This is a genomic window from Pseudomonas sp. MDT2-39-1 (assembly GCF_054898085.1).
Genome location: NZ_CM142716.1, coordinates 3,435,540 through 3,458,540 on the forward strand (window position 1 = coordinate 3,435,540; position 23,001 = coordinate 3,458,540).

A 23,001-nucleotide genomic window follows, 5' to 3' on the forward strand; every position below is an offset into this window, starting at 1 on the left:
GGAGCGGTTATCCATGCGTAAGATTCGAGAAGTACTACGTCTCAAATTCGAGGTCGGCCTATCTGCCCGCCAGGTCGCTGTCAGCTTGCAAGTGGGTCGAGCCAGCGTCGGTGAGTACCTCAATCGCTTTGCTGCCAGCGGCCTGACTTGGCCGTCTGCGCTAACGGACGCCGAGTTGCAACGGCGGCTTTTTCCACCGCCGCCCGCCGTTCCCAGCGATCAGCGTCCGATGCCCGACTGGGCATGGGCTCATGCCGAGTTACGTCGCCCCGGCGTCACCCTGGCCCTGCTTTGGCAAGAGTATCGGCTCAGCCACCCGCAAGGTTTCCAGTACAGCTGGTTCTGCGAGCACTACCGCCTCTGGGCCGCCAAGGTCGACGTGGTCATGCGCCAGGAACACCGTGCCGGCGAGAAGCTGTTCGTTGATTACGCCGGCCAGACCGTGCCAGTCATTGATCAGCGAACCGGCGAGATCCGCCAAACGCAGATCTTCGTCGCCGTCCTCGGCGCATCCAGCTACACCTTCGCCGAGGCCACCTGGTCGCAGAAACTGCCCGACTGGCTGGGCTCGCACGCCCGCTGCTTCGCTTTTCTTGGCGGCACATCGCAGATCTTGGTGCCCGACAATCTGCGCAGCGGCGTCACCAAGGCGCATCGCTACGAGCCGGACATCAACCCCAGTTACCGCGATCTCGCCGAGCATTACGGCGTAGCCGTACTGCCCGCGCGTTCGCGTAAACCCAAGGACAAAGCCAAGGTTGAAGTCGGCGTACAGGTCGTCGAGCGGTGGATCCTGGCGGTGCTGCGCAACCGCCAGTTCTTCTCCTTGGGCGAACTCAACACAGCCATCGCGCTGCTGCTGGATCGCCTCAATCAGAAGCCCTTCAAGAAGCTGCCCGGCTCACGCCGGTCAGCCTTCGAGACCATCGACCAACCTGCGTTGCAACCGCTGCCGGAACACCCTTACGTCTACGCCGAATGGAAAAAGGTACGCGTACACATCGACTACCACGTCGAGGTCGACGGCCATTACTACTCGGTGCCGTACCAGCTGGTGAAGCACCAACTCGAAGTGCGGCTAACCGCTAAGACCGTCGAGTGCTTCCACGCCAACCAGCGGGTGGCCAGCCATCTGCGCTCGCCGCACAAAGGCCGCCACACCACCCAAACCGAGCACATGCCCAAAAATCACCGCGAACATGCCGAATGGACGCCGCAGCGACTGATCCACTGGGCAGAGCAGACAGGCCCGAATACGGCCGGCGTCATCGCCTACATCCTCGAACGCCGGATCCATCCGCAGCACGGCTTCCGCGCCTGCCTGGGGATCCTGCGTCTGAGCAAACAGCACGGCGAAGAGCGGCTGGAAGCCGCTTGCCAGCGAGCGCTGGCACTGGGCGCGTGCAGCTACAAAAGCCTTGAATCGATCCTGCGCCAAGGGCTGGAACGGCTGCCGCTTGCCCAGCAAAACCTGCCGTTACTGCCCGAAGAACACATCAACCTGCGCGGCCCTGGTTACTACCACTGACCTGAAAAAGGAGCACCAAAATGCTGCCCAACCCGACACTCGACAAGCTACAAACCCTGCGCCTGCACGGCATGATCAAGGCGCTTGGCGAACAACACGCAACGCCTGACATCAACGATCTCAGCTTCGACGAACGCCTCGGTCTGATGGTCGACCGCGAGCTGACCGAGCGCGAAGACGCCCGCCTGACTACTCGCCTCAAGGCCGCACGACTGCGCCATAACGCCTGCCTGGAAGACATCGACTACCGCAGCCCGCGCGGCCTGGACAAATCTCTGATCCTGCAACTGGGTAGCGGCCAGTGGCTGCGCGACGGCCTGAACCTGATCATCGGCGGCCCAACTGGCGTAGGCAAAACCTGGCTCGCCTGCGCGCTGGCTCATAAGGCCTGCCGCGACGGTTACAGCGTGCGTTATCTGCGCTTGCCGCGCCTGATGGAAGAACTGGGCCTGGCCCACGGCGACGGCCGCTTCGCGAAACTGATGGCGGGCTATGCCAAGACCGACTTGCTGATCCTGGACGACTGGGGCCTGGCGCCGTTTACCGCTGCGCAACGGCGCGACATGCTTGAACTGCTGGACGACCGTTACGGCAACCGCTCGACGCTGGTGACCAGCCAAATGCCGGTGGACAAATGGCATGCGCTGATCGGCGATCCAACCTTGGGCGATGCGATCCTCGACCGGCTGGTGCACAACGCTTATCGGATCGAACTGAAGGGCGAATCGATGCGCAGACGCGCAACGAAATTGACGGCGACAGAGACTTCAGACTAACAATGCAAACCTGCGTCGCTGCGCTCCGACTGCCCGGCCGGATGACCGTGGAATAGGTGGCCGGATGTTGGTGGACTGAGTGGCCGGATGGCGTGGAATGCGCACTCAATGCGTTTTTCGCCTCGTTGACTCATGAGCTGGAACACGACCTGATTCATAGCATGTACTTTCGCAAACAGCGCGTGCCGCACAACCTGATGATGGGCATGGTGTGGCTGGCGCGGCCGAGCACGATCAATCCGTGCATTCGCCGGCATCTGCACCTCAATCACCACAAAGTCTCCGGCACAGAATCCGACATGGAAGAGCGCGCCATCACCAACGGCGAGCCGTGGGGGTTCGCGCGGCTGTTGATGGTCGGCGACAACGTAATGTCGGCGTTCATCCGTATGCTGCGGGCCAAGACCTGGGCTCACAAGATCAGCATCATCAAGCGCGCGCTGAAGGTCTACGCGCCACTGGCGCTGGTGCATTGGGGCGCTTGGTACCTGTTCCTGGGCTTCCATGCGACTAAGGGCATCGCTCACCTGCTGGGCACGCCGATCGAATGGTCGGCGACCACGTTGTCGGTGATGCATGTCATCGATATCGCGGCGGTCGTGATCATCGGGCCGAACGTGTTGCGTACCTTTTGCCTGCATTTCGTCAGCTCGAACATGCACTACTACGGTGATATTGAGCCGGGCAACGTGATCCAGCAGACCCAGGTGCTGAATCCGTGGTGGATGTGGCCGTTGCAGGCGTTCTGCTTCAACTTTGGCAGCAGCCACGGCATCCATCATTTTGTGGTGAAGGAACCGTTTTACATCCGTCAGATGACCGTGCCGGTGGCGCATAAGGTCATGCGCGAGATGGGAGTGCGGTTCAATGATTTCGGGACGTTTTGGCGGGCGAACCGGTTTGTGCGCAAAGAAACAACAGAGGCGCAGGAGGTTCGTGCCGCTCAGGCTTGATCGATGCGCTCGGACACTCAAACGCTGGTCATCAATTTGACCCAAAGGGACGCTAAGCTGTGCAGCAAGGAGTGATTGCCATATGCAATTTCGGCCTAATAAAGTAATTAAATATTCCTTTATTAGATAACCGTTTCAGCTAATCATCGATCCAATGATGTTGATCAGCGCTAGCAGATTTTGAGTTTCCGGGGCCGTCTCCTTGGCAGGGTGCGGTCCCTTTTTTTGCCTGCTCCAAACTGGAGCATATGCTTTATAGATCTTAATAAATAGCTTCTTATTCCTTAACGGATATAACTCTCCTCCCTATACTTGCTCAGGAACAGACACGCAGCAGGAGAACTCCCCCCATGCGCAACGAATCAATTCGCTATCTGATTGTGCCGGGCTGGCAAGGATCGCCAGAAGATCATTGGCAAAGCCATTGGCAGAACAGCCTGCCGAACAGCGCGCGGGTGGAGCAGGCCGACTGGTTGACGCCGCGTCGTGAAGACTGGGTGGCGGCACTGGCCGAGGCGATTGCCGCCGACAGCACGCCAGTGATCCTGATCGCCCATAGCCTGGGTTGCATCACTGTCGCGCATTGGGCTGCCACTGCGCCCGTGCAGTTTTTGCGTCAGGTCCGCGGCGCCTTGCTGGTCGCCCCTGCGGACGTCGAGCGCCCGGCCTGCGCACCGGCCCTGCGCAACTTCGCACCGATTCCAACAACCCTTTTGCCCTTTGCGAGCCAAGTCGTCAGCTCCGACAACGACAGCGCCGTGAGCACACCGCGTGCGTTGGAACTGGCACGCAACTGGGGCGCCGAGGCGGGGATTTTGTCGGGTGCCGGGCACATCAATGTGAAGTCCGGTCATCAACGCTGGGAGCAGGGTTTTGCTTATCTCTATCGCCTGCAAAACCGAATGGAACACCACGCCCTGCGACGCGCTTAAACCTTTTTGTAAAAACGCCCCCCGTCTCCCGGCGGTTTTGGGCGGGAGTCTGCCATGAGTTTTGAAGCTTTCGGTCAGCCACTGCTGACCTTCCCCGACGCAGAAAAAAGCCCCCTCAGCATTCGCGCCAAGGCGCTGGTGTTTGTCGATCCACGCTCCCGGCAATTGCGCCAGGAGCTGGAGCAACTGGCGCCGCGCTCGATCTCGGTGTTGATCCGTGGCGAGACCGGCAGCGGCAAGGAATTACTCGCGCGGCACATTCATCGCGCGAGTGATCGCGGCGGGTTATTCGTCTCGGTCAATTGCGGTGCCATCAGCCCGACCTATGCCGACGCCGAACTGTTCGGTTATGCCGCCGGCAGTTACAGCGGCGCGGCCAGCAGCCGCGCGGGCTGGTTCGGTTCGGCCAACGGTGGAACGCTCTACCTGGATGAGATCGGCGACTTGCCGCTGCCGATCCAGATCAAATTGCTCGCCGCCCTCGAAAACCACGAAGTCACCCGCGTTGGCGCGCCTCAGCCTAGCCCGGTGGATGTGCGTCTCGTCGCCGCCACCAGCATCGATCTGGCACAAGCGGTGGCGGCTGGAAAATTCCATGAACGGCTTTATCACTACCTCAGCGAAGGCCAGCTCGAACTGCCCGCGTTGCGCGAGCGGGTCGGCGATATTCTTTCGCTGTCCGAATATTTCCTCGGCATCTACAGCCAGCGCCTCGACCTGCCGGTGCCGCTGATCAGCGAGGCTGCGCAACTTGTGCTGGAGCGGCACAGTTGGCCGGGCAACACTCGGGAGCTGGAAAACGTCATTCACTTTGCGCTGCTGGTCAGCACCGGTGACGAGATTTTGCCGGAGCATTTGAATCTGCCTGAAGTGCCTGTGTCGTTGGTGCAGATCGAACAGCAACTTCGGCAGATTATCGGAAGCGGTTCCGCCGCCGAGAAAGTCGCCTTGAAACAACTGCTCAAGCAGACCGGGCTTCTGTAGGAGCGAAGCAGACGACGCGATCTATCGGAAAAAACGCGTTCCGTGTAGGAGCGAAGCTTGCTCGCGAACCAGGCGATGCGGTGTGTCAGGGAAGACGCTTTCGCGAGCAAGCTTCGCTCCTACAGGTAAAGCACGCAAGCTAGAGCTGTATGAACAAAATGGAATATCAAAGTGAATAAAAGATATTATTCGGGAATAAAAAATCCCGGTATTGTCCGCTTCACACCAGCGATAGCACTTCGCTGGCACACGTACTAATAGCCGTCGTCGATGACGACCGTGATTTTCGATAAGGACACTGCATGAAAAAGGTTCTGTTGTTCACCGCACTGGCGGCTGCCCTGACTGCGGGCCTGGCCCAGGCTGGCGAGAAACTGGTGGTTGCGGCAACCCCTGTTCCACACGCCGAGATTCTTGAACTGATCAAGCCAACCCTCGCCAAAGAAGGCGTGGACCTGGAAATCAAAGTCTTCACCGACTACGTTCAACCCAACGTACAGGTCGATCAGAAGCGTCTGGACGCCAACTACTTCCAGACCCTGCCGTACCTGAAAAGCTTCAACGATGGCAAAGGCACTAACCTGGTGACCGTGATCGGCGTACACGTCGAACCGTTCGGCGGCTACTCGAAGAAAGTCAAATCCCTGGCTGAGCTGAAGGACGGCGCGACCATTGCCATCCCGAACGAAGGCAGCAACAGCGGCCGTGCCCTGATCCTGCTGCAGAAGGCTGGCCTGATCGAGTTGAAAGACCCGAAAAACGCCCTGGCCACCCCGAAAGACATCGCCAAGAACCCGCACAACTTCAAGTTCAAGGAGCTTGAGTCCGCGATGTTGCCGCGTGTTCTGGACCAGGTCGACCTGGACATGATCAACACCAACTACGCGCTGGAAGCAGGCCTGAACCCGGCTAAAGACGCGCTGGTGATCGAAGGTGCCGATTCGCCTTACGTGAACTTCCTGGTGGCTCGTCCGGACAACAAGGACAGCGTTGCCATCCAGAAACTGGCCAAAGCCTTGACCAGCCCGGAAGTGAAAGCATTCATCGAGAAGAAGTACAGCGGCGCGGTACTGCCGGCGTTCTGATTCGCGAGATAAACCCCTTCAAGGTTTCGAGCGCCGACGGCTGGAATAGCGTCGGCGTTTTTTTGTGCCTGCACATTCCATGTGGGAGCGGGCTTGCTCGCGAAGAGGGAGTGTCAGTCGACATTGATGTTGCTGACACGCCGCCTTCGCGAGCAAGCCCGCTCCCACAGGGGGGTGATCAGCCCCAAGAACCGGGTCAGGCCACCCTGGCCTCTAGCGCCCTGCGCAACGCCACCAACAATTTCACGATTTCTTGCGGATCCAACCGCTGTGGCACTTTCACCTCAGCCATTTTCTCTTCCTTGTGATAGTTCGGCCAGGGAGTCTGACCAAAAGCTGTGCGTCCTTGGAGGGGCTTTTTGAAAAAAGGATCCCTCCGACAGCTGGAAGGAAAATAGTCGTCTTCCTTCGCCTGGGCAAATCCGGCGGATAGTTTTTTGCGTGATATCAATATGCTTTAACGGTATTTAAATTCTTCTTTTTATACCTTTAGAGTCGGTTCCTGCCGGGTGGTTACCACTGCCCATGGACTGCACCACCGTCGCTTACCCCCGCGACGTCCAGGATGGTCAATGAACTTCGATTACGCTTTTATCCTCAGCACCCTGCCGGCGTTTCTCAAAGCCGTGGGCGTGACGCTGCAGGTCGGCTTGATCGCCATCGGCACATCGTTGCTGGTGGCCCTGATCAACGCAACGATCCTGGTGTTTCGCACGCCCTACCTGCAGCGGCTGGTCGGCCTCTACGTCGAGTTGGCGCGCAATACGCCGCTGCTCATTCAGCTGTTCTTCGTGTACTTCGCCTTGCCGGCATTGGGCATCAAGGTCTCGGGGTTTGCCGCGGCGATCGTCACCATGACCTTTCTCGGCGGTGCTTACCTGACCGAAGTGCTGCGCGCTGGCGTGGATGCGGTGCCACAGGCGCAACTCGAATCCGGCCGCTCCATCGGCTTGTCCCACGGGCAATTGCTGCGCTACGTGATCCTGCCGCAAGCCGGGATTCTCAGCCTGCCGTCGCTGTTCGCCAATTTCATCTTCCTGCTCAAGGAGACCACCGTGGTCTCGGCGGTGGCGGTGCCGGAAATTCTCTACACCACCAAAAGCTACATCGCGCTCTACTACAAAACCTACGAAATGCTCGCCGTGCTGACGCTGATTTGCGTGCTGCTGTTCTTGCCGCTGTCGCTGCTGCTCAGCCGTCTGGAAAGGAGGCTCCAGCATGGCCAGTTCGGGTCTTGAATTGCTCTGGGTGTCTTTGCCGCAACTGGGCAAGGGCGCGGCGCAAACCTTGTCGATTTCATTCTTGAGCATCGCCATCAGCACCGTTGGCGGCGTTCTGTACGGCGTTTTGCGCACGCTGAACGTGAAATGGCTGAACGTGATCCTGCGGATCTACCTGGAATTGTTTCGGGCTATCCCGGTGCTGGTGTGGCTGTACCTGCTGTTTTTTGGCTTGCCGATTTTTTTTGGCCTGAGCATTCCGAGCTTCTGGTGCGCAGTGCTGGTGCTGTCGCTGTGGGGCGCCAGCGAAGTTGGCGAAGTGGTGCGTGGCGCGTTGCATTCGTTGCCGCGCGGGCAGCGTGAAGCGGGGTTGTCGATTGGTTTGGACGGCCCGCAACTCTACGGCTACGTGCTGCTGCCCCAGGCGCTGAAACGCATGACGCCGCCGACCATCAACGTCTACACGCGAATCATCAAGACCAGCTCCCTCGCGGTGCTGATCGGCGTGGTGGACGTGATCAAGGTCGGCCAGCAAATCATCGAACGCACCTATGAATCAGTGCTGATCTACGGTGCGCTGTTCCTGTTTTTCTTTTTCATCTGCTACCCGCTGTCGGCTGCCTCGCGCGTGCTGGAGCGGCGCTGGACGCAAGCATGAGCGCATTGATCGAGTTCAAGGGTTTCAACAAGTTTTTCGGCGAGCAGCAAGTGCTGGACGGTATCGACTTGCACGTGAAGTCAGGCGAAGTGATTGTCATCCTCGGCCCCAGCGGCTGTGGCAAAAGCACCTTGCTGCGCTGCCTCAACGGACTGGAAGTCGCCCACAGCGGCAGCCTGAATTTCGCCGGGCGCGAGCTGCTGGACAAGGGCACCGACTGGCGCGAAGTGCGGCAGCTGATCGGCATGGTGTTCCAGAGTTATCACCTGTTCCCGCACATGAGCGTGCTCGACAACCTGGTGCTCGGCCCGGTCAAAGTGCAGAAACGCGACCGCCGCGAAGCCCGGGATCAGGCCGAAGCCTTGTTGGCGCGCGTTGGCTTGCTGGACAAGCGCGACGCTTATCCGCGTCAGCTCTCCGGTGGCCAGCAGCAACGCATCGCCATCGTCCGTTCGCTGTGCATGAACCCCAAAGTCATGCTCTTCGACGAAGTCACCGCCGCCCTCGATCCGGAAATGGTCAAGGAAGTGCTGGAAGTCATTCAGGGCCTGGCCCGCGAGGGCATGACCCTGTTGATCGTCACCCACGAAATGGCCTTTGCCCGTGCCGTGGCGGACCGAATTGTGTTCATGGATGCCGGGCGAATCCTCGAACAAAACCCACCCGAGATTTTCTTTACGAACCCGCAAACCGCACGAGCGCAGCAGTTCCTGGAGAAGTTCTTCTACGTCGCCGCTTTACCCAAAACGACTCAAACAAAGGAACTGGAACCGCTATGAAAACTGCCAAGACTTCACTGCTGCTACTCCCGCTGCTCGGCCTCGCGTTGCTGGCCGGTTGCAACAAAGCCGAAGAACCCGCCAAGCCTGCGACCACCGCCAGCTATCTGGAAAAAATCAAGGCACGGGACAAGCTGATCGTCGGCGTCTTCACCGACAAACCGCCGTTTGGCTTCGTCAATGAGGCCGGGCGTTATGTGGGTTTCGATACCGACATCGGCCGTCAATTCGCCAAGGACCTGCTGGGCGACGAGAACAAAGTCGAGTTCGTCGCGGTAGAACCTGCCAGTCGGATTCCGTTCCTGCAAAGCGACAAGGTCGACCTGATCCTGGCCAACATGACCGTTACCCCGGAGCGCAAGGAAGCGGTGGAATTCACCAACCCGAACCTCAAGGTCGCGGTGCAGGCACTGGTTCCCCAAGCCAGCACGGTGAAAAACCTCGATGACCTGGCGACTCGCACCACCATCGTGACCACGGGCACCACGGCCGATATCTGGCTGACCAAGAATCACCCGGACTGGAAACTGCTGAAGTTCGAGAAAAACTCCGAGTCTCTGCAAGCGCTGGCCAATGGGCGCGGCGATGCTTATGCACAGGACAATCTGGTGCTGTTCAGCTGGGCCAAGCAGAACCCTGGCTACCGCGTGCTGACCCAGACGCTGGGCGCAGAAGCACCGATTGCGCCGGCGGTGAAGAAGGGCAATATCGAACTGCGTGACTGGGTGAATGCCGAGTTGGCGAAACTGGGTGAGGAGAAGTATTTGCTGAAGCTTTACGACCAATATGTGCGTAAAGAGCTGAGCGATGACACCAAGCCTGAGAGCGTGATTGTCGAGGGTGGGAAGTGGCAGGGGTGATGATCGTTCCCACGCTCCGCGTGGGAATGCCTCTAGGGACGCTCCGCGTCCAGTGACGCGGAGCGTCACGGGCTGCATTCCCACGCGGAGCGCTCATCGTTCTACACAACTCTCGATGAGCGCACGCTGGGCTTCTAATGCGATAACAAACTCACGTATTCGTTGCATCCCTATCCACATGGCTTTAGGACCGGGAGGTCCGTCATTTTTGCGCCCTAAGTAACCTCCCAGGCTTGTGACCAGTAAAACCATCTCGCCCAAAGAAGGAGGTGCAGAGGGCGGTTGACACCGTTTGACCACGATATAGGCCGCTTTCCACTCCGAAGCCTCAAACACCATCTCGCAGCTTAAATCCGGACAAGCACGTCCCAGCATCAGGCCGTAAAGCACGCGCCATGTCGTGATCAAGTACAAACCAATGCAGGGTAACAACCGTTCCTCGGTTTCCAGCTGCAATCGACTGACCTGACAGCCATTCTTCAGCACATTGAAAAACACTTCGATAGACCAGCGTACCCCGTACCATTCAACCACGGTGCTCGCCTGTTCCAGGCGGGTGACCGGTAGACTGGTCAACAGCATCCACTCCAGAGGCTCAACGCCGTCTATGGCGTTTTCTTCACGGGCCAAAACAGCATTGATCGAGACACTGGGCAATTTATAACCCGACCTGTCGGGGGCGCGCAGGGTCACGGTTGCTGCGCGCAATGTGACATCAGCCAGCCGGGCGGGGCGTTGGACGCGCGCTTTGACTTCAACCTTGAGTGTTCCCAAAGAGGGTGCCTGATCCAGTACCGACCACAACTTCCCGTTGTCAGGCCCTGACAAGCGCCTGTCTTGAGCCGCCCGCACGATCCATTGGGCCTGCGTGTCTGGAGCGAATTGCTGATAATCAATAAACCATTCGTACAGATCACCCTCAGCATCGGCGAGGTTGACCACCAAGGTCTGCGGTAGCTGCCCCTGAATCGCGCAACTGGTTTGATAACTGTCAATCCAGCGCTGACTCTCTTTCTCATCAATCCCTTTATCTCGGCGCTCATGGCGGGGGCTTGGTTTATCGCGGCTCCACCACTGAGCATCGACGACGCCCAGACAAATACGTTCGGGGGTAAAGGCAATAGTTGGGTGCAGACGTCGAGAAAACTTCTTCTGCGCCTTGATCGTGCCCATCCCTTTGGGACCGAGATTGACCCATTTGTCCATCTCGGTCGTGTCTTGCGCCAACAGCACCACGGGACTGTTTTGCATCCGTTGCAGGGTCGCGTCCTGATGGGGCCGCAACACCTTCTGGAACGTGACTTTCTCATTATCAAGAAATCGATAAGCCGCCGTCGTTTCTGCCAGCCCTCGACAAGCAGTTGGGATGCTGTTGCCGGGATGATCGGCTAGGCGTCCTAAAAAGCTGGCGAGCCTGGCATTTAAACGGCCATCACCCAAGTCGGCGGTTTTCATTTCGTCCTGTGCCCAATTCAATCATCGCTCTCCATTTCTCCGAGTTTCAAAAATACTTGAAAACAGAGTTATGTAGAACGATGAGCGCGGAGCGTGGGAACGATTAGTAGTCTTCAACCTTTGCAGTGATCTTTCGGACGCCTTCGCGAGCAGGCTTGCTCCTACATTTGACCGAGTTGCACCGGCGGACGCGGTCTAAATGTGGGAGTGAGCCTGCTCGCGATAGCGGTGGTTCAGGCGCCGACTAATCCGGCCAATGCCACGCCGGCTCATCCAGCAACCGCTGCCCGACAATCCCGGTCTGGCCGAGGTTCTTCTCCAGCACAATGCAATTGCATTCCGGATCTTCCTGCAACGCCGAGATCAACCGCCGCGCATGGGACACCACCCACACCTGGCACTGTTCCGACGCCCGGATAATCAACCGTGCCAACGCCGGCAACAGGTCCGGGTGCAAACTGGTTTCCGGCTCGTTCAGCACCATCAGCGACGGTGGCCGGGGCGTCAGCAACGCCGCCACCAGCAGCAAATAACGCAACGTCCCGTCCGACAGTTCAGCCGCGGACAACGGCCGCAGCAGCCCTTCCTGAAAAAACTCAATCGCAAACCGCCCGCCCTGCAACGGCGCGATATTCAATCGCGCACCAGGGAACGCGTCACTGATCGCCGACTGCAACGCCTCGGGGTCGCCGATTTCACGAATCGTCTGCAACGCGGCGGCGAGGTCACGACCATCGTGATGCAATACCGGCGTGCGGGTGCCCAGTTGTGGTTGGCGCACCGGTGCATCGGCATCGCTGCGAAAGTGATCGTAGAAGCGCCAGCGGCGGATGAACTCACGCAATTGCATGACTTCCGGCGAGGTGCGGAAGCTGCCGACCTGATCGAACAGGCTGTCGAAATTCGGCGTGTGCTGGGCCAGCACGTCCCAGTCGCGACCGACCCGGGCGCGGATCATCGGGCCGTTACGTTCCACCATGAGGCTGGCCGGGCGGTAAAACGGGCCGTTCCAGATGCATTCCTTTTTGATCTCCGGGTCCAGGGAAAACGCGGACAGGCTCGGCTCCGGCAAACCCAGCGCGATCGCATAGCTGAAATCCTCACCGGCAAACCCCAGACGCAGACGCTTGGCGCCGTGGCGCACGGTCGCCTCAATCGGGACTTCACCATTACGCATGCGTCGGGTGATGGTTTCCGGCCCGGCCCAAAACGTCGAATCCAGCCCGCCCTCACGGGCCAAGGCATTGACGACGCCGCCCTGAGCGGTTTCCGCCAGCAGCCGCAACGCGCGGTAGAGGTTGGATTTGCCGCTGCCGTTGGGGCCGGTGATCAGGTTCAACCGGCCCAGCGGAATCACCAATTTATTGATCGAGCGGTAATTGGCCACCGCGAGGGTTTTGAGCATAAGCGCTTCCTGCAGCAGAGGCCGCCAGTTTGCCTTATTGTCAGTAGCACCGTGATCCCCTGTAGCAGCTGGCGAAGCCCCTGTGGGAGTGAGCCTGCTCGCGATAGCGGCGTTTCAGTCGGCATCAATGTTGGCTGATACACCGCTATCGCGAGCAGGCTCACTCCCACAGGGGCTCCGCCAGCTACTACAAGAAATTGTGGCGTGATCGCTTTATTTGAAGCCGTCAGGTGCACCCGTGGAACCCTGTTCTAAGCTCACAGTCCTATCGCCATTGGCACGTCCGTACAACGCAAAGGAGTCTGCATGGCTGGTCCCGGATTGAAAATAATGGTTGGCCTGAGCCTCCTCGCCCTGCTGACCGCGTGCGGCGATAAGAAGCCGGTCGAGAAGGACCGCCCACGGGTGTTCGTCCAGGAGGTCAAACCCAAGGATTACGCCGCGTCGGTGACGCTCACCGGCGATGTTCAGGCCCGGGTCCAGACCGAATTGTCGTTCCGCGTGGGCGGCAAGATCATTCAGCGCAGGGTCGATGTCGGTGACCGGGTGTCGGCCAAGCAAGTGCTGGCCAAACTCGATCCCAAGGATCTGCAGACCAACGTCGACTCGGCCCAGGCCCAGGTCGTCGCCGAGCAGGCCCGGGTCACACAGACCGCCGCCGCTTTCGTTCGCCAGCAAAAACTCCTGCCCAAGGGCTACACCAGCCAAAGCGAATACGATTCCGCCCAAGCCGCGTTGCGCAGCAGTCAGAGCGCGTTGACCGCTGCCCAGGCGCAACTCGCCAACGCTCGCGATCAACTGCGCTACACCGCGCTGATTGCCGATGCGCCGGGGGTGATTACTGCGCGTCAGGCCGAGGTCGGCCAGGTGGTGCAGGCGACGGTGCCGATTTTCAGCCTGGCGCGCGATGGTGAGCGCGACGCGGTGTTCAACGTTTACGAATCGCTGCTGGCCGAGGCGCCGGAGGATAAAACCATCGTGGTCAGCCTGCTCGACAACCCGGCGATCAAAACCACCGGCACCGTTCGGGAAATCACCCCGGCCGTGTCCGCGCAGACCGGCACCGTGCAAGTCAAAGTCACCCTCGACGGTCTGCCCGAAGGCATGCAATTGGGCTCGGTGGTGAGCGCCACGGCGAAGACGCCGGGCAAGTTCGCCGTGGAACTGCCGTGGTCGGCGCTGACCAAAAACCTCAGCGATCCGGCGGTATGGCTGGTGGACGGTGAGGGCAAGGCGCAACTGCACACCATCACGGTCGGTCGTTACCTGACCGGCAAAGTGATCATCAGCGCCGGTCTGCAGGGTGGCGAAAAAGTCGTCATCGCGGGTGGCCAGTTACTGCACCCCGGCGTGAAAGTCGAAATCGCCGAAAACACCTACAAGGATTTAGCAGTGGAACCCCAGCCATGAAGCGTCTGTTACTGGTGTGCACCGCGCTGATGCTGGCGGCCTGCTCGGAAAAAGATGCACCGCCGGAGCCGGTACGCCCGGTGCTATCGGTCAAAGTCCAGGCTTTGGATGAGGAAAATCTCGGCCGCTTCGCCGGCAGCATCCAGGCCCGCTATGAAAGCAATACCGGGTTCCGCGTGCCGGGACGCATCGCCAGCCGGAGCGTCGATGTCGGTGCCGAAGTCGAAAAGGGCGCTCTGCTCGCCACGCTGGACCCCACCGATCAACAGAACCAACTGCGTTCCGCCCAAGGCAATTTGGCCAGCATCCAGGCGCAACTCATCAACACCCAGGCCAACGCCCGGCGCCAAAAGGAATTGTTCGATCGCGGCGTCGGCGCCCAGGCGCAACTCGACATCGCGCAGACCGACCTCAAAACCACCCAGGCCTCCCTCGATCAAGCGCAGGCGGCGGTCGATCAGGCCAAGGACCAGCTCAACTACGTCGAACTGCGCGCCGACCACAAAGCCGTGGTCACCGCGTGGAATGCCGAAGCCGGGCAAGTCGTCACCGCCGGCCAGCAAGTGGTGACCCTGGCGCAGCCAGACATCAAGGAAGCCGTGATCGACCTGCCGGACACCTTGGTCGACCAGCTGCCGACCGACGTCGTGTTTCAAGTTACGGCCCAATTGGACCCGAGCATCACCACCACCGCCATCGTTCGTGAAATCGAGCCCCAGGCCCAGAGTGCGACCCGTACCCGTCGAGCCCGCCTGACCCTGACCGACACACCGCCCGGTTTTCGCCTGGGCACCGCGATCAGCGTGACCCTCAGCTCCGCGATCAAACCACGCATCGAACTGCCCTTGAGTGCGCTTCAGGAGGTCGATGGCAAAACCCGCATCTGGGTCATCGATACGCAGACTCAGACCGTTGCCCCACGAGACGTCAGCCTGGTCAGCCGCACGGATTCAACGATGATCCTGGCCAGTGGCGTGAAGTCCGGTGAGCGGGTGGTCAGCGCCGGTGTGAACAGCCTGAAACCTGGGCAAAAAGTGAAAATCGATGAGGACAGCCCACAATGAAAGGGAGTTTCAACTTATCCGAATGGGCCCTCAAGCATCAGTCGTTTGTCTGGTATTTGATGTTCGTCGCGCTGCTGATGGGCGTGTTCTCGTACATGAACCTGGGCCGCGAAGAAGACCCGTCGTTCACCATCAAAACCATGGTCATCCAGACCCGCTGGCCGGGCGCGACCCAGGAAGAAACCCTCAAGCAGGTTACGGACCGCATCGAGAAAAAGCTCGAAGAACTTGATTCGCTCGACTACGTGAAAAGCTATACGCGGCCCGGCGAATCGACGGTGTTCGTCAACCTGCGCGACACCACCAGCGCCAAAGATATTCCGGAAATCTGGTACCAGGTGCGCAAGAAGATCAACGACATTCGCGGCGACTTCCCTCAGGGCCTGCAAGGGCCGGGGTTCAACGACGAGTTCGGTGATGTGTTCGGTTCCGTCTACGCCTTTACCGCCGACGGCTTGTCGATGCGCCAGTTGCGCGATTACGTGGAACAGGTCCGCGCCGAAATTCGGGAAGTGCCGGGGCTGGGCAAAGTCGAGATGGTCGGTGAGCAGGACGAAGTCCTCTACCTGAATTTCTCCACCCGCAAACTGGCGGCGCTGGGCATCGATCAGCGCCAGGTGGTGCAGAGCCTGCAAACCCAAAACGCGGTGACCCCGGCCGGGGTGATCGAGGCCGGTCCCGAGCGCATCTCGGTACGCACCTCGGGGCAGTTCGCTTCCGAGAAAGACCTGGCCAACGTCAACCTGCGGCTCAATGATCGCTTCTACCGTTTGGCCGACATCGCCGACATCAGCCGTGGCTACGTTGACCCGGCGACACCGGAGTTCCGTTTCAACGGCCATCCGGGCATCGGCCTCGCCATCGCCATGAAGAAGGGCGGCAACATCCAGGAGTTCGGCAAGGCGTTGCACCAGCGCATGACCGACCTGACTGCGGACTTGCCGGTGGGCGTCGGTGTGCACACGGTTTCCGACCAGGCCGAAGTGGTGGAAAAAGCCGTCGGCGGTTTCACCAGCGCACTGTTCGAAGCGGTGGTTATCGTGCTGATCGTCAGCTTCATCAGCCTCGGCGTGCGCGCCGGACTGGTGGTGGCCTGCTCGATTCCGCTGGTGCTGGCGATGGTCTTCGTCTTCATGGAATACAGCGGCATCACCATGCAACGGATTTCCCTCGGCGCCCTGATCATCGCTCTCGGCTTGTTGGTGGACGACGCGATGATCACCGTCGAGATGATGGTCACGCGCCTGGAAATGGGCGAGACCAAGGAGCAAGCGGCCACGTTCGCTTACACCTCGACGGCGTTCCCGATGCTCACCGGTACGTTGGTGACGGTGGCCGGTTTCGTGCCCATCGGCCTGAACGCCAGCTCGGCCGGCGAGTACACTTTCACGCTGTTCGCGGTGATCGCGGTGGCCATGATCGTGTCGTGGATTGTCGCGGTGCTGTTCGCCCCGGTGATCGGCGTGCACATTCTCAGCGTCAACGTGAAACCTCACGACGCAGAACCGGGGCGCATCGGTCGGACGTTCAATTACGGCATGCTCTGGGCGATGCGCAACCGCTGGTGGGCCATCGGCATCACAATTGCGCTGTTCGTGGCGTCAGTGTTTTCCATGCAGTTCGTGCAGAACCAGTTCTTCCCGTCCTCGGACCGCCCGGAAATCCTCGTCGACCTGAACCTGCCGCAAAACGCCTCGATCGCCGAAACCCGCAAAGCGGTGGATAAGCTAGAAGCGACGCTCAAGGACGATCCGGACATCGTGCGCTGGAGCACATACATCGGCGAGGGTGCGATCCGTTTCTACCTGCCCCTCGACCAGCAATTGCAGAACCCGTACTACGCGCAATTGGTGATCGTCAGCAAAGGCCTGGAATCGCGTAACGTCCTCAGCCAGCGCTTGCGCGAGCGGCTGCGCAAAGATTTTGTCGGTATCGGCAGCTACGTCCAGGCGCTGGAAATGGGCCCGCCGGTGGGTCGCCCGATTCAGTATCGGGTCAGCGGCAAGGACATCGATCAGGTGCGCAAGCACGCGATTGCCCTGGCCACCGAGCTGGACAAGAACTCGCACATCGGCGAGATCATTTACGACTGGAACGAACCGGGCAAAGTCCTGCGCATCGACATCGCTCAGGACAAGGCGCGTCAATTGGGGTTGTCGTCGGAAGATGTGGCCAACCTGATGAACAGCATCGTGGTCGGTTCGCCGGTCACTCAGGTCGATGACGATATCTACCTGATCAATGTCGTGGGCCGCGCGGTGGACGCGGAACGCGGCACGCCGGAAACCCTGCAGAACTTGCAGATCGTGACGCCGAGCGGCACCTCGATTCCGCTGCTGGCCTTCGCCACGGTGCGCTATGAACTGGAGCAACCGCTGGTCTGGCGCCGCGACCGCAAACCGACGATTACCATCAAAGCCGCAGTGCGCGACGAGATTCAGCCGACCGACCTGGTGAAACAGCTCAAACCCGACATCGATAAATTCGCCGCCAGCTTGCCGGTGGGTTACTCGGTCGCCACGGGCGGCACGGTGGAGGAAAGCGGCAAGGCTCAGGGGCCGATTGCCAAAGTGGTGCCGTTGATGCTGTTTCTGATGGCGACCTTCCTGATGATCCAGCTGCACAGCGTGCAGAAGCTGTTCCTGGTGGCCAGCGTCGCGCCGCTCGGCTTGATTGGCGTGGTGCTGGCGTTGATCCCGACGGGCACGCCGATGGGCTTTGTGGCGATCCTGGGGATTCTGGCGCTGATCGGCATCATCATCCGCAACTCGGTGATTCTGGTGACGCAGATCGATGCCTTGGAGAAAGAGGGCGTTGCACCTTGGGATGCCGTGGCGCAGGCCACGGAGCATCGGCGCCGACCGATTCTGCTGACTGCTGCGGCGGCCAGCCTGGGGATGATCCCGATTGCCCGGGAAGTGTTCTGGGGGCCGATGGCCTACGCGATGATTGGCGGGATCATTATTGCGACGTTGCTGACGCTGCTGTTTTTGCCGGCGCTGTACGTCGCCTGGTACAAAATCCGCGAACCGAAAAAAGAGGTGCAGTAAGGCGAGCGCTTCGCACTCTATTCGCGAGCAAGCCCGCTCCCACATTTGACCGCGTCAGTCTGGACAACTCGGTCAACTGTGGGAGCGGGCTTGCTCGCGAAGACGCAAGTACAGACACCGCAAGTCTTAAGGCCTTACACCTTACGCCAAACACTCGCCAACCAAGGCTGCTGCTCCCGCGGCAGCCCCGCCGGCCGGTAGTAATGCTCCAACTCCACAAACCCCGCCTCAGTCAGCAATTGCTGCCAAGCCGCAAGATCGTGATACGCCCCATACCGCGGCCCATTCCACCCTTCCTGATTCTCACCCCGCGGATTGGAACTGAATAACACACCACCTGGCTTCAACGCCCCGCGCAACGCCTTCAACACCCGAGGTAATTCCTGGCGCGGGATATGAAACAGCACGGCATTGGCAAAAATCCCATCGAAGCGTTCATCTGGCAGATCCAGCTTCAGAAAGTCCTGTTGCCACACCTCGCAACCACTATCTTCACGCGCCATCTGCGCAAACTTCTCCGACCCATCCAGCCCGACAGCCGTGTGGCCCATGCGCGTGAACGTCTGCAGATCACGCCCCGGCCCACAGCCAAAATCGAGAATGTCGAACGGCGCCTCGCCCTGGATATGCCGCAGCAGGGCATCGATGTTCTGGCTGACATCATGATCGCGAGTGCCCTCGCGAAAACCTTCGGCCACCGAGTTGTAATGGCCCAGGGTGGTGGAGGTGATCTGTTTGAGGTCGTCGGGGGTTTGTTTCATGGTGGGCTGCGCAGGCAATTGGGGTTTGCCGAATATACGCCATGAGGCCGGTGGCTGCTGCGCAGCCATTCGCGGGCAAGCCTCGCTCCTACAGTTGATCGCATTTCCCTGTAGGAGCGAGGCTTGCCCGCGAAGGCAATTTCACTGACGACCGATGACTCAGCCCTGCTTCATCCCCAAACAATCAATGGAACGATCAACCATGGCTTTGGCTATCTCCAGCAGATGCCAAATGGAGAACACCATGGCCCGGTCCGCGCCTTTCAGGTGGTCACCACATTGATACGCCGTGACGGACGCGCAGCGCAGCAGATCCGCGACATAGAGTTGGGTGTCTTCGAAACTCACGTCGTCGCTGACGTTGTAGAACCGCAGCTCATCGGGTGCCGAAGGCTGTTCTCCGGTGAGGTAGAAATCGATGGCGCGATAAAGGGCGGAACGGTCTCTTGGCGGGTCGTCGGCGGGTTTATTTTTGGTGGAGGTTTCGGGAGGTGGATCGGGAACAGATCTTTTCATTGGTAAAACTCCGGTGATTAGTTGGAGCCAACCGATCTCGCGACTAAACGAATTAGGGGTGGCGGCTGCACGCAGGTTAGTCGACCGGACACCGGGAACCGGCGCACCCGAAGGTGCCCTACGCACAGCCACCATAGATTTCAGGCAAAGGAAATGCCTGAGAATGGGTGGCGCTATGCGTCCGGTCCGGGCGACTAAACCCGATCACTGATGAGCAGTGACGGACGGAGACTAGCCGCGAGAATCCACCGGCGCAAGCGAGCTGAATGATCTAGGAAACGTCCTGCAAATGAAAGGGAACAGGCCTGTAGGCACGCTGATTTTCCTGTGGGAAATGTTCCCTCCATAGCGAGGGAAATTGTGTCGTGGTCAACTAATTCCGGACACCTCGATAGGTGATTTCGACGCCATCTCCCGTTCGTAAACGGTCGGTGGCAGATACCCGAGTTTCGAGTGCAGCCGCTCGTTGTTGTAAAACCCAACGATGTATTCAGTAATGTCACGTATCGCTTCGGCGTGGTTGGCGTAATCGCGCCGCCATACCCGCTCCATTTTCAAGCTCAGGAAGAAGCGCTCCATCACTGAGTTGTCCCAGCAGTTACCTTTACGGCTCATGCTTTGCTGCATGTCATTTCTTGCCAGCAGGGATCTGTAGCTCGCGCTCGCGTACTGGCTGCCACGATCCGAGTGCGCGATCAGGCCCGGTGGCGGTTGACGCTGAGCAACCGCCAACTGCATTGCACTGCACACCAGCTCAGCCGGCATGTTCGGGGCCATGGACCAGCCCACTATCTTGCGTGAGAACAAGTCCAGCACCACGGCCAGGTACAACCAGCCGCTACGGGTCCGGATGTAGGTAATGTCTGCCACCCAGGCCTTGTTCGCTGCCTCGGGTTCAAATTGGCGATTCAGCACATTCTCGGCAATCGGCAGGTTGTGTTTGCTATCGGTCGTGTGCACAAACTTACGCTTCCAGGCCGAACGCAGGCCATTGGTACGCATCAAGCGGCGGATCTTATAAAGGCCTATTTCTATGCCCTTGGCGCGTAAAGCTTTACGCAACGGGCGACTGCCATAGCAGCCGCCACTCTTGGCAAACGACGCCTTGAGCTGAACCGTGATCGGACAAACCGATGCCGGAACTTCAGCGCGCTTGTTGGCCTCGTAGAAACCGGATCGACTAATACCCAGTAGCCGACAGACATGCGCCACCGAATAAGCCTTCTGTTGCAGTTGCCGAACCAATCGGTACGTTACTTCAGCTCGCGGGCAAAGAAGGCAGTAGCTTTTTTTAATACATCGTTATCCATCTTGAGCTGGCGGTTTTCTTGCTCCAACTGCCGAATACGCTGCTGCTCGGACGTCAGCGGTTTGCCCATCCCGGCCTGTCCCAACTGCTCGGCCTCGTACTGCTGTACCCAGCGCCGAACGGCCGTATCACCGATATTAAGATCACGACAAACCTGTGAAACGCTCAGGCCCTGATCCTTGATCATCTTCACGACTTCCAGCTTGAAGCTGTCGTCGAATGTTCTGCGTTTGTCGGTCATGAAAAACTCCTCGATAGATGCATTTTCCACCTATCGAGGTGTCCGGGGAAATTAGACCACTACAATTGCCTGTGCCGAGGACGCTTTTGTGGCGAGGGGGTTTACCCCCGTTGGGCTGCGCAGCAGCCCCTCAAGCCATTCAAAGAGGTGTGTCAGGCAAACCAAGTCGTCAGGTTTTGGGGCTGCTTCGCAGCCCAACGGGGATAAATCCCCTCGCCACAAAAGCCCCTTCACCAACAAAAAGTGTTCGCAACAGGTCTAGCGCTTGTTTAGGCCCCGAGCCAACCGATCCCCGCCCAGTTGAATCACCGCCACCAACACCACCAGCAACACAATCACCGTCAACATGATCTGGCTATCAAACCGCTGATACCCGTACCGATACGCAATGTCCCCCAACCCGCCCGCGCCAATCGCCCCGGCCATGGCCGACGAGTTGATCATGGTCACCAGCGTAATCGTGAACCCCCCGACAATCCCCGGCAACGCTTCAGGCAACAGCACATGCCAGACGATGTGCCAGCGCCGGCAACCCATCGCCTGCGCGGCTTCGATCAAGCCGTGATCCACCTCGCGCAAGCTGACTTCCGCAATGCGCGCAAAGAACGGCGTGGCCGCGATCGTCAGCGGCACCACGGCGGCCCAGACGCCGTAAGTGGTGCCGACGATCAACCGGGTAAACGGAATCAGCGCCACCATCAGAATCAGAAACGGAATCGAGCGGAACAGGTTCACGAACGCGCCCAGTGCGCGGTTCAACGCCGGTGCTTCGTAGATGCCGCCCTTGGAACTGGTGACCAGAATCACCGCCAACGGAATGCCCGCCAGCAGCGCAATCAGCGACGACACACCGACCATCAAGAATGTGTCGATGAAGCCTTGCAGCAAGCGATCAAACCACATAACCCAGCACCTCCGCCTGTTGCGCCCAGTGGCCAGCGCGCTGACGCAATTCTTCAGCGCCAAGCGACGAACCTGTTACCGCCAGCAGCAATTGCCCCAGCGCATGACCCTGAATCCGTTCCACGCCACCTTGCAGCAAGCGCACGCGGCCACCGAGGGCGCTGAACAGCGCCGCCAGATCCGGTTCGTCCGTGGCGCTGCCGGTGAATTGCAAACGCAACACCACCGCGGCATCCGAGGACTGCGGTTGCGGGCGCAAGCGGCTTTGCAGTTCTTCCGGCAGAGCGTGTTGCAGCGGCGCGAGTAAGGTCTTGCTGACCTCATGTTGCGGGTTGCCGAACACTTCCCACACGGGGCCTTGCTCGACAATCTGCCCGTGTTCCAGCACCACGACCCGATCACAGATATCGCGAATCACCGCCATCTCATGGGTAATCAGCACAATGGTCAAACCCAGGCGCTGATTGATCTCGCGCAGCAGGCCGAGAATCGATTGCGTGGTCTCCGGGTCCAGCGCCGAAGTGGCTTCGTCGCACAGCAGGATTTCCGGGTCGTGCACCAAGGCGCGGGCGATGCCGACGCGTTGTTTCTGCCCGCCGGACAGCTGCGCCGGATAGGCCTTGTGCTTGCCTTGCAGGCCTACCAGTTCCAACAGTTCGCGGACTTTCTGTTCGCGTTTGTCCTTGGGCACACCGGCGACTTTCAGCGGCAACTCGACGTTCTGCCACACCGTCTTGGCCGACATCAGATTGAAGTGCTGGAAGATCATGCCGATCCGTCGGCGCAGCGCCACCAGGCGGTCTTCATCGAACTCGCCGATGTCCACTTGATCGATCAGCACCCGGCCGGTGCTCGGTTGTTCGAGACGGTTGATGGTGCGGATCAGCGACGACTTGCCGGCGCCGCTGCGACCGATGATGCCGAACACCTCGCCGCGCTGGATCGCCAGGTCGATGCCGTGCAACGCCGCCACCGGGCCTTGCTGGCCGGTGTAGGTTTTGCCCAGGCCAATGAAGCGCACGTGAGCACGGTTAAGGGCCGGATGCAGTTCAGTGTGTATCGCGTTGTGGGGCTCTGGAATTTCCAGTCGCCGTTGAGTGGCGGCCGTCATC

At 59.6% G+C, this 23,001-nt stretch carries 19 protein-coding genes and 1 pseudogene; 13 read left to right on the forward strand and 7 right to left on the reverse strand.

What is annotated here, in order from left to right:
• Nucleotides 1-13 precede the first annotated feature (13 nt).
• From istA to ACYZTM_RS16385, 10 genes and pseudogenes are all read left to right on the forward strand, one after another.
• Nucleotides 14-1,528, forward strand: coding sequence for an IS21 family transposase (istA, locus tag ACYZTM_RS16340; RefSeq protein ID WP_461983466.1), 1,515 nt, complete (start codon nucleotides 14-16; stop codon nucleotides 1,526-1,528).
• Nucleotides 1,529-1,548: 20 nt separating this feature from the next.
• Nucleotides 1,549-2,304 carry an IS21-like element ISPsy14 family helper ATPase IstB gene (gene istB, locus ACYZTM_RS16345; RefSeq protein WP_025163932.1) on the forward strand — a complete coding sequence of 252 codons (756 nt, stop codon included), beginning with the start codon at nucleotides 1,549-1,551 and terminating at the stop codon, nucleotides 2,302-2,304.
• A 98-nt stretch (nucleotides 2,305-2,402) separates the two neighbouring features.
• Nucleotides 2,403-3,257, forward strand: a pseudogene (locus ACYZTM_RS16350) (fatty acid desaturase); the annotation flags it as partial.
• 350 nt (nucleotides 3,258-3,607) lie between these two features.
• Nucleotides 3,608-4,189, forward strand: coding sequence for an alpha/beta hydrolase (locus ACYZTM_RS16355; RefSeq protein WP_131060534.1), 582 nt, complete (start codon nucleotides 3,608-3,610; stop codon nucleotides 4,187-4,189).
• Between the two features lie 54 nt (nucleotides 4,190-4,243).
• On the forward strand, nucleotides 4,244-5,173 hold the full coding sequence (locus ACYZTM_RS16360) for a sigma 54-interacting transcriptional regulator (RefSeq protein WP_131060535.1): 930 nt from the start codon (nucleotides 4,244-4,246) through the stop codon (nucleotides 5,171-5,173).
• A gap of 302 nt (nucleotides 5,174-5,475) precedes the next feature.
• Nucleotides 5,476-6,258 (forward strand): MetQ/NlpA family ABC transporter substrate-binding protein, encoded by a 783-nt coding sequence (locus ACYZTM_RS16365; RefSeq protein WP_461961800.1) that lies wholly within the window; start codon nucleotides 5,476-5,478, stop codon nucleotides 6,256-6,258.
• A 572-nt stretch (nucleotides 6,259-6,830) separates the two neighbouring features.
• On the forward strand, nucleotides 6,831-7,496 hold the full coding sequence (locus ACYZTM_RS16370; RefSeq protein WP_131060536.1) for an amino acid ABC transporter permease: 666 nt from the start codon (nucleotides 6,831-6,833) through the stop codon (nucleotides 7,494-7,496).
• Entirely contained in the window at nucleotides 7,477-8,136 is a 660-nt protein-coding gene (locus ACYZTM_RS16375) for an amino acid ABC transporter permease (RefSeq protein ID WP_131060537.1), read from the forward strand. Before ACYZTM_RS16370 ends, ACYZTM_RS16375 begins: the two co-directional genes overlap by 20 nt.
• Entirely contained in the window at nucleotides 8,133-8,915 is a 783-nt protein-coding gene (locus tag ACYZTM_RS16380) for an amino acid ABC transporter ATP-binding protein (RefSeq protein WP_461983471.1), read from the forward strand. Before ACYZTM_RS16375 ends, ACYZTM_RS16380 begins: the two co-directional genes overlap by 4 nt.
• Nucleotides 8,912-9,775, forward strand: coding sequence for a transporter substrate-binding domain-containing protein (locus ACYZTM_RS16385; protein WP_131060539.1), 864 nt, complete (start codon nucleotides 8,912-8,914; stop codon nucleotides 9,773-9,775). The genes ACYZTM_RS16380 and ACYZTM_RS16385 overlap by 4 nt, the downstream gene beginning before the upstream one ends.
• A gap of 93 nt (nucleotides 9,776-9,868) precedes the next feature.
• On the opposite strand, the gene ACYZTM_RS16390 is transcribed toward ACYZTM_RS16385, so the two are convergent.
• Nucleotides 9,869-11,251, reverse strand: a complete 1,383-nt coding sequence (locus ACYZTM_RS16390; protein ID WP_461983473.1) for an IS4 family transposase — start codon at nucleotides 11,249-11,251, stop codon at nucleotides 9,869-9,871.
• Between the two features lie 223 nt (nucleotides 11,252-11,474).
• A complete protein-coding gene (locus ACYZTM_RS16395) occupies nucleotides 11,475-12,635 on the reverse strand; it encodes an AAA family ATPase (protein WP_461983475.1) in 1,161 nt (386 codons plus the stop codon).
• 306 nt (nucleotides 12,636-12,941) lie between these two features.
• Here ACYZTM_RS16395 and ACYZTM_RS16400 point away from each other — a divergent pair, with 306 nt between their 5' ends.
• Genes ACYZTM_RS16400 through ACYZTM_RS16410 form a run of 3 tightly spaced genes read left to right on the forward strand, consistent with a single transcriptional unit; the run spans nucleotide 12,942 to nucleotide 18,159 of the window.
• Nucleotides 12,942-14,045, forward strand: coding sequence for an efflux RND transporter periplasmic adaptor subunit (locus tag ACYZTM_RS16400; protein WP_131060541.1), 1,104 nt, complete (start codon nucleotides 12,942-12,944; stop codon nucleotides 14,043-14,045).
• On the forward strand, nucleotides 14,042-15,109 hold the full coding sequence (locus ACYZTM_RS16405; protein WP_461983478.1) for an efflux RND transporter periplasmic adaptor subunit: 1,068 nt from the start codon (nucleotides 14,042-14,044) through the stop codon (nucleotides 15,107-15,109). Before ACYZTM_RS16400 ends, ACYZTM_RS16405 begins: the two co-directional genes overlap by 4 nt.
• Nucleotides 15,106-18,159, forward strand: coding sequence for an efflux RND transporter permease subunit (locus ACYZTM_RS16410; RefSeq protein ID WP_131060543.1), 3,054 nt, complete (start codon nucleotides 15,106-15,108; stop codon nucleotides 18,157-18,159). The genes ACYZTM_RS16405 and ACYZTM_RS16410 overlap by 4 nt, the downstream gene beginning before the upstream one ends.
• Before the next feature lie 134 nt (nucleotides 18,160-18,293).
• Here the strand turns inward: ACYZTM_RS16410 and ACYZTM_RS16415 are convergent, their stop codons facing one another.
• The 5 genes from ACYZTM_RS16415 to ACYZTM_RS16435 form a co-directional block, all read right to left on the reverse strand.
• Nucleotides 18,294-18,920, reverse strand: a complete 627-nt coding sequence (locus tag ACYZTM_RS16415) for a class I SAM-dependent methyltransferase (RefSeq protein ID WP_131060544.1) — start codon at nucleotides 18,918-18,920, stop codon at nucleotides 18,294-18,296.
• A gap of 159 nt (nucleotides 18,921-19,079) precedes the next feature.
• Nucleotides 19,080-19,436: a DUF6124 family protein gene (locus ACYZTM_RS16420; protein ID WP_131060545.1), complete on the reverse strand. Its 357-nt coding sequence runs from the start codon at nucleotides 19,434-19,436 to the stop codon at nucleotides 19,080-19,082.
• Nucleotides 19,437-19,805: 369 nt separating this feature from the next.
• A protein-coding gene (locus tag ACYZTM_RS16425; RefSeq protein ID WP_461983481.1) for an IS3 family transposase occupies nucleotides 19,806-20,986 on the reverse strand; the annotation gives its coding sequence in 2 pieces (ribosomal slippage) (nucleotides 19,806-20,734 and nucleotides 20,734-20,986; 1,182 coding nt in all).
• Nucleotides 20,987-21,244: 258 nt separating this feature from the next.
• Entirely contained in the window at nucleotides 21,245-21,889 is a 645-nt protein-coding gene (locus ACYZTM_RS16430) for a methionine ABC transporter permease (protein ID WP_030128490.1), read from the reverse strand.
• Nucleotides 21,879-23,000, reverse strand: coding sequence for a methionine ABC transporter ATP-binding protein (locus ACYZTM_RS16435; RefSeq protein WP_461983483.1), 1,122 nt, complete (start codon nucleotides 22,998-23,000; stop codon nucleotides 21,879-21,881). Before ACYZTM_RS16435 ends, ACYZTM_RS16430 begins: the two co-directional genes overlap by 11 nt.
• Between the last annotated feature and the right edge of the window lies 1 nt (nucleotide 23,001).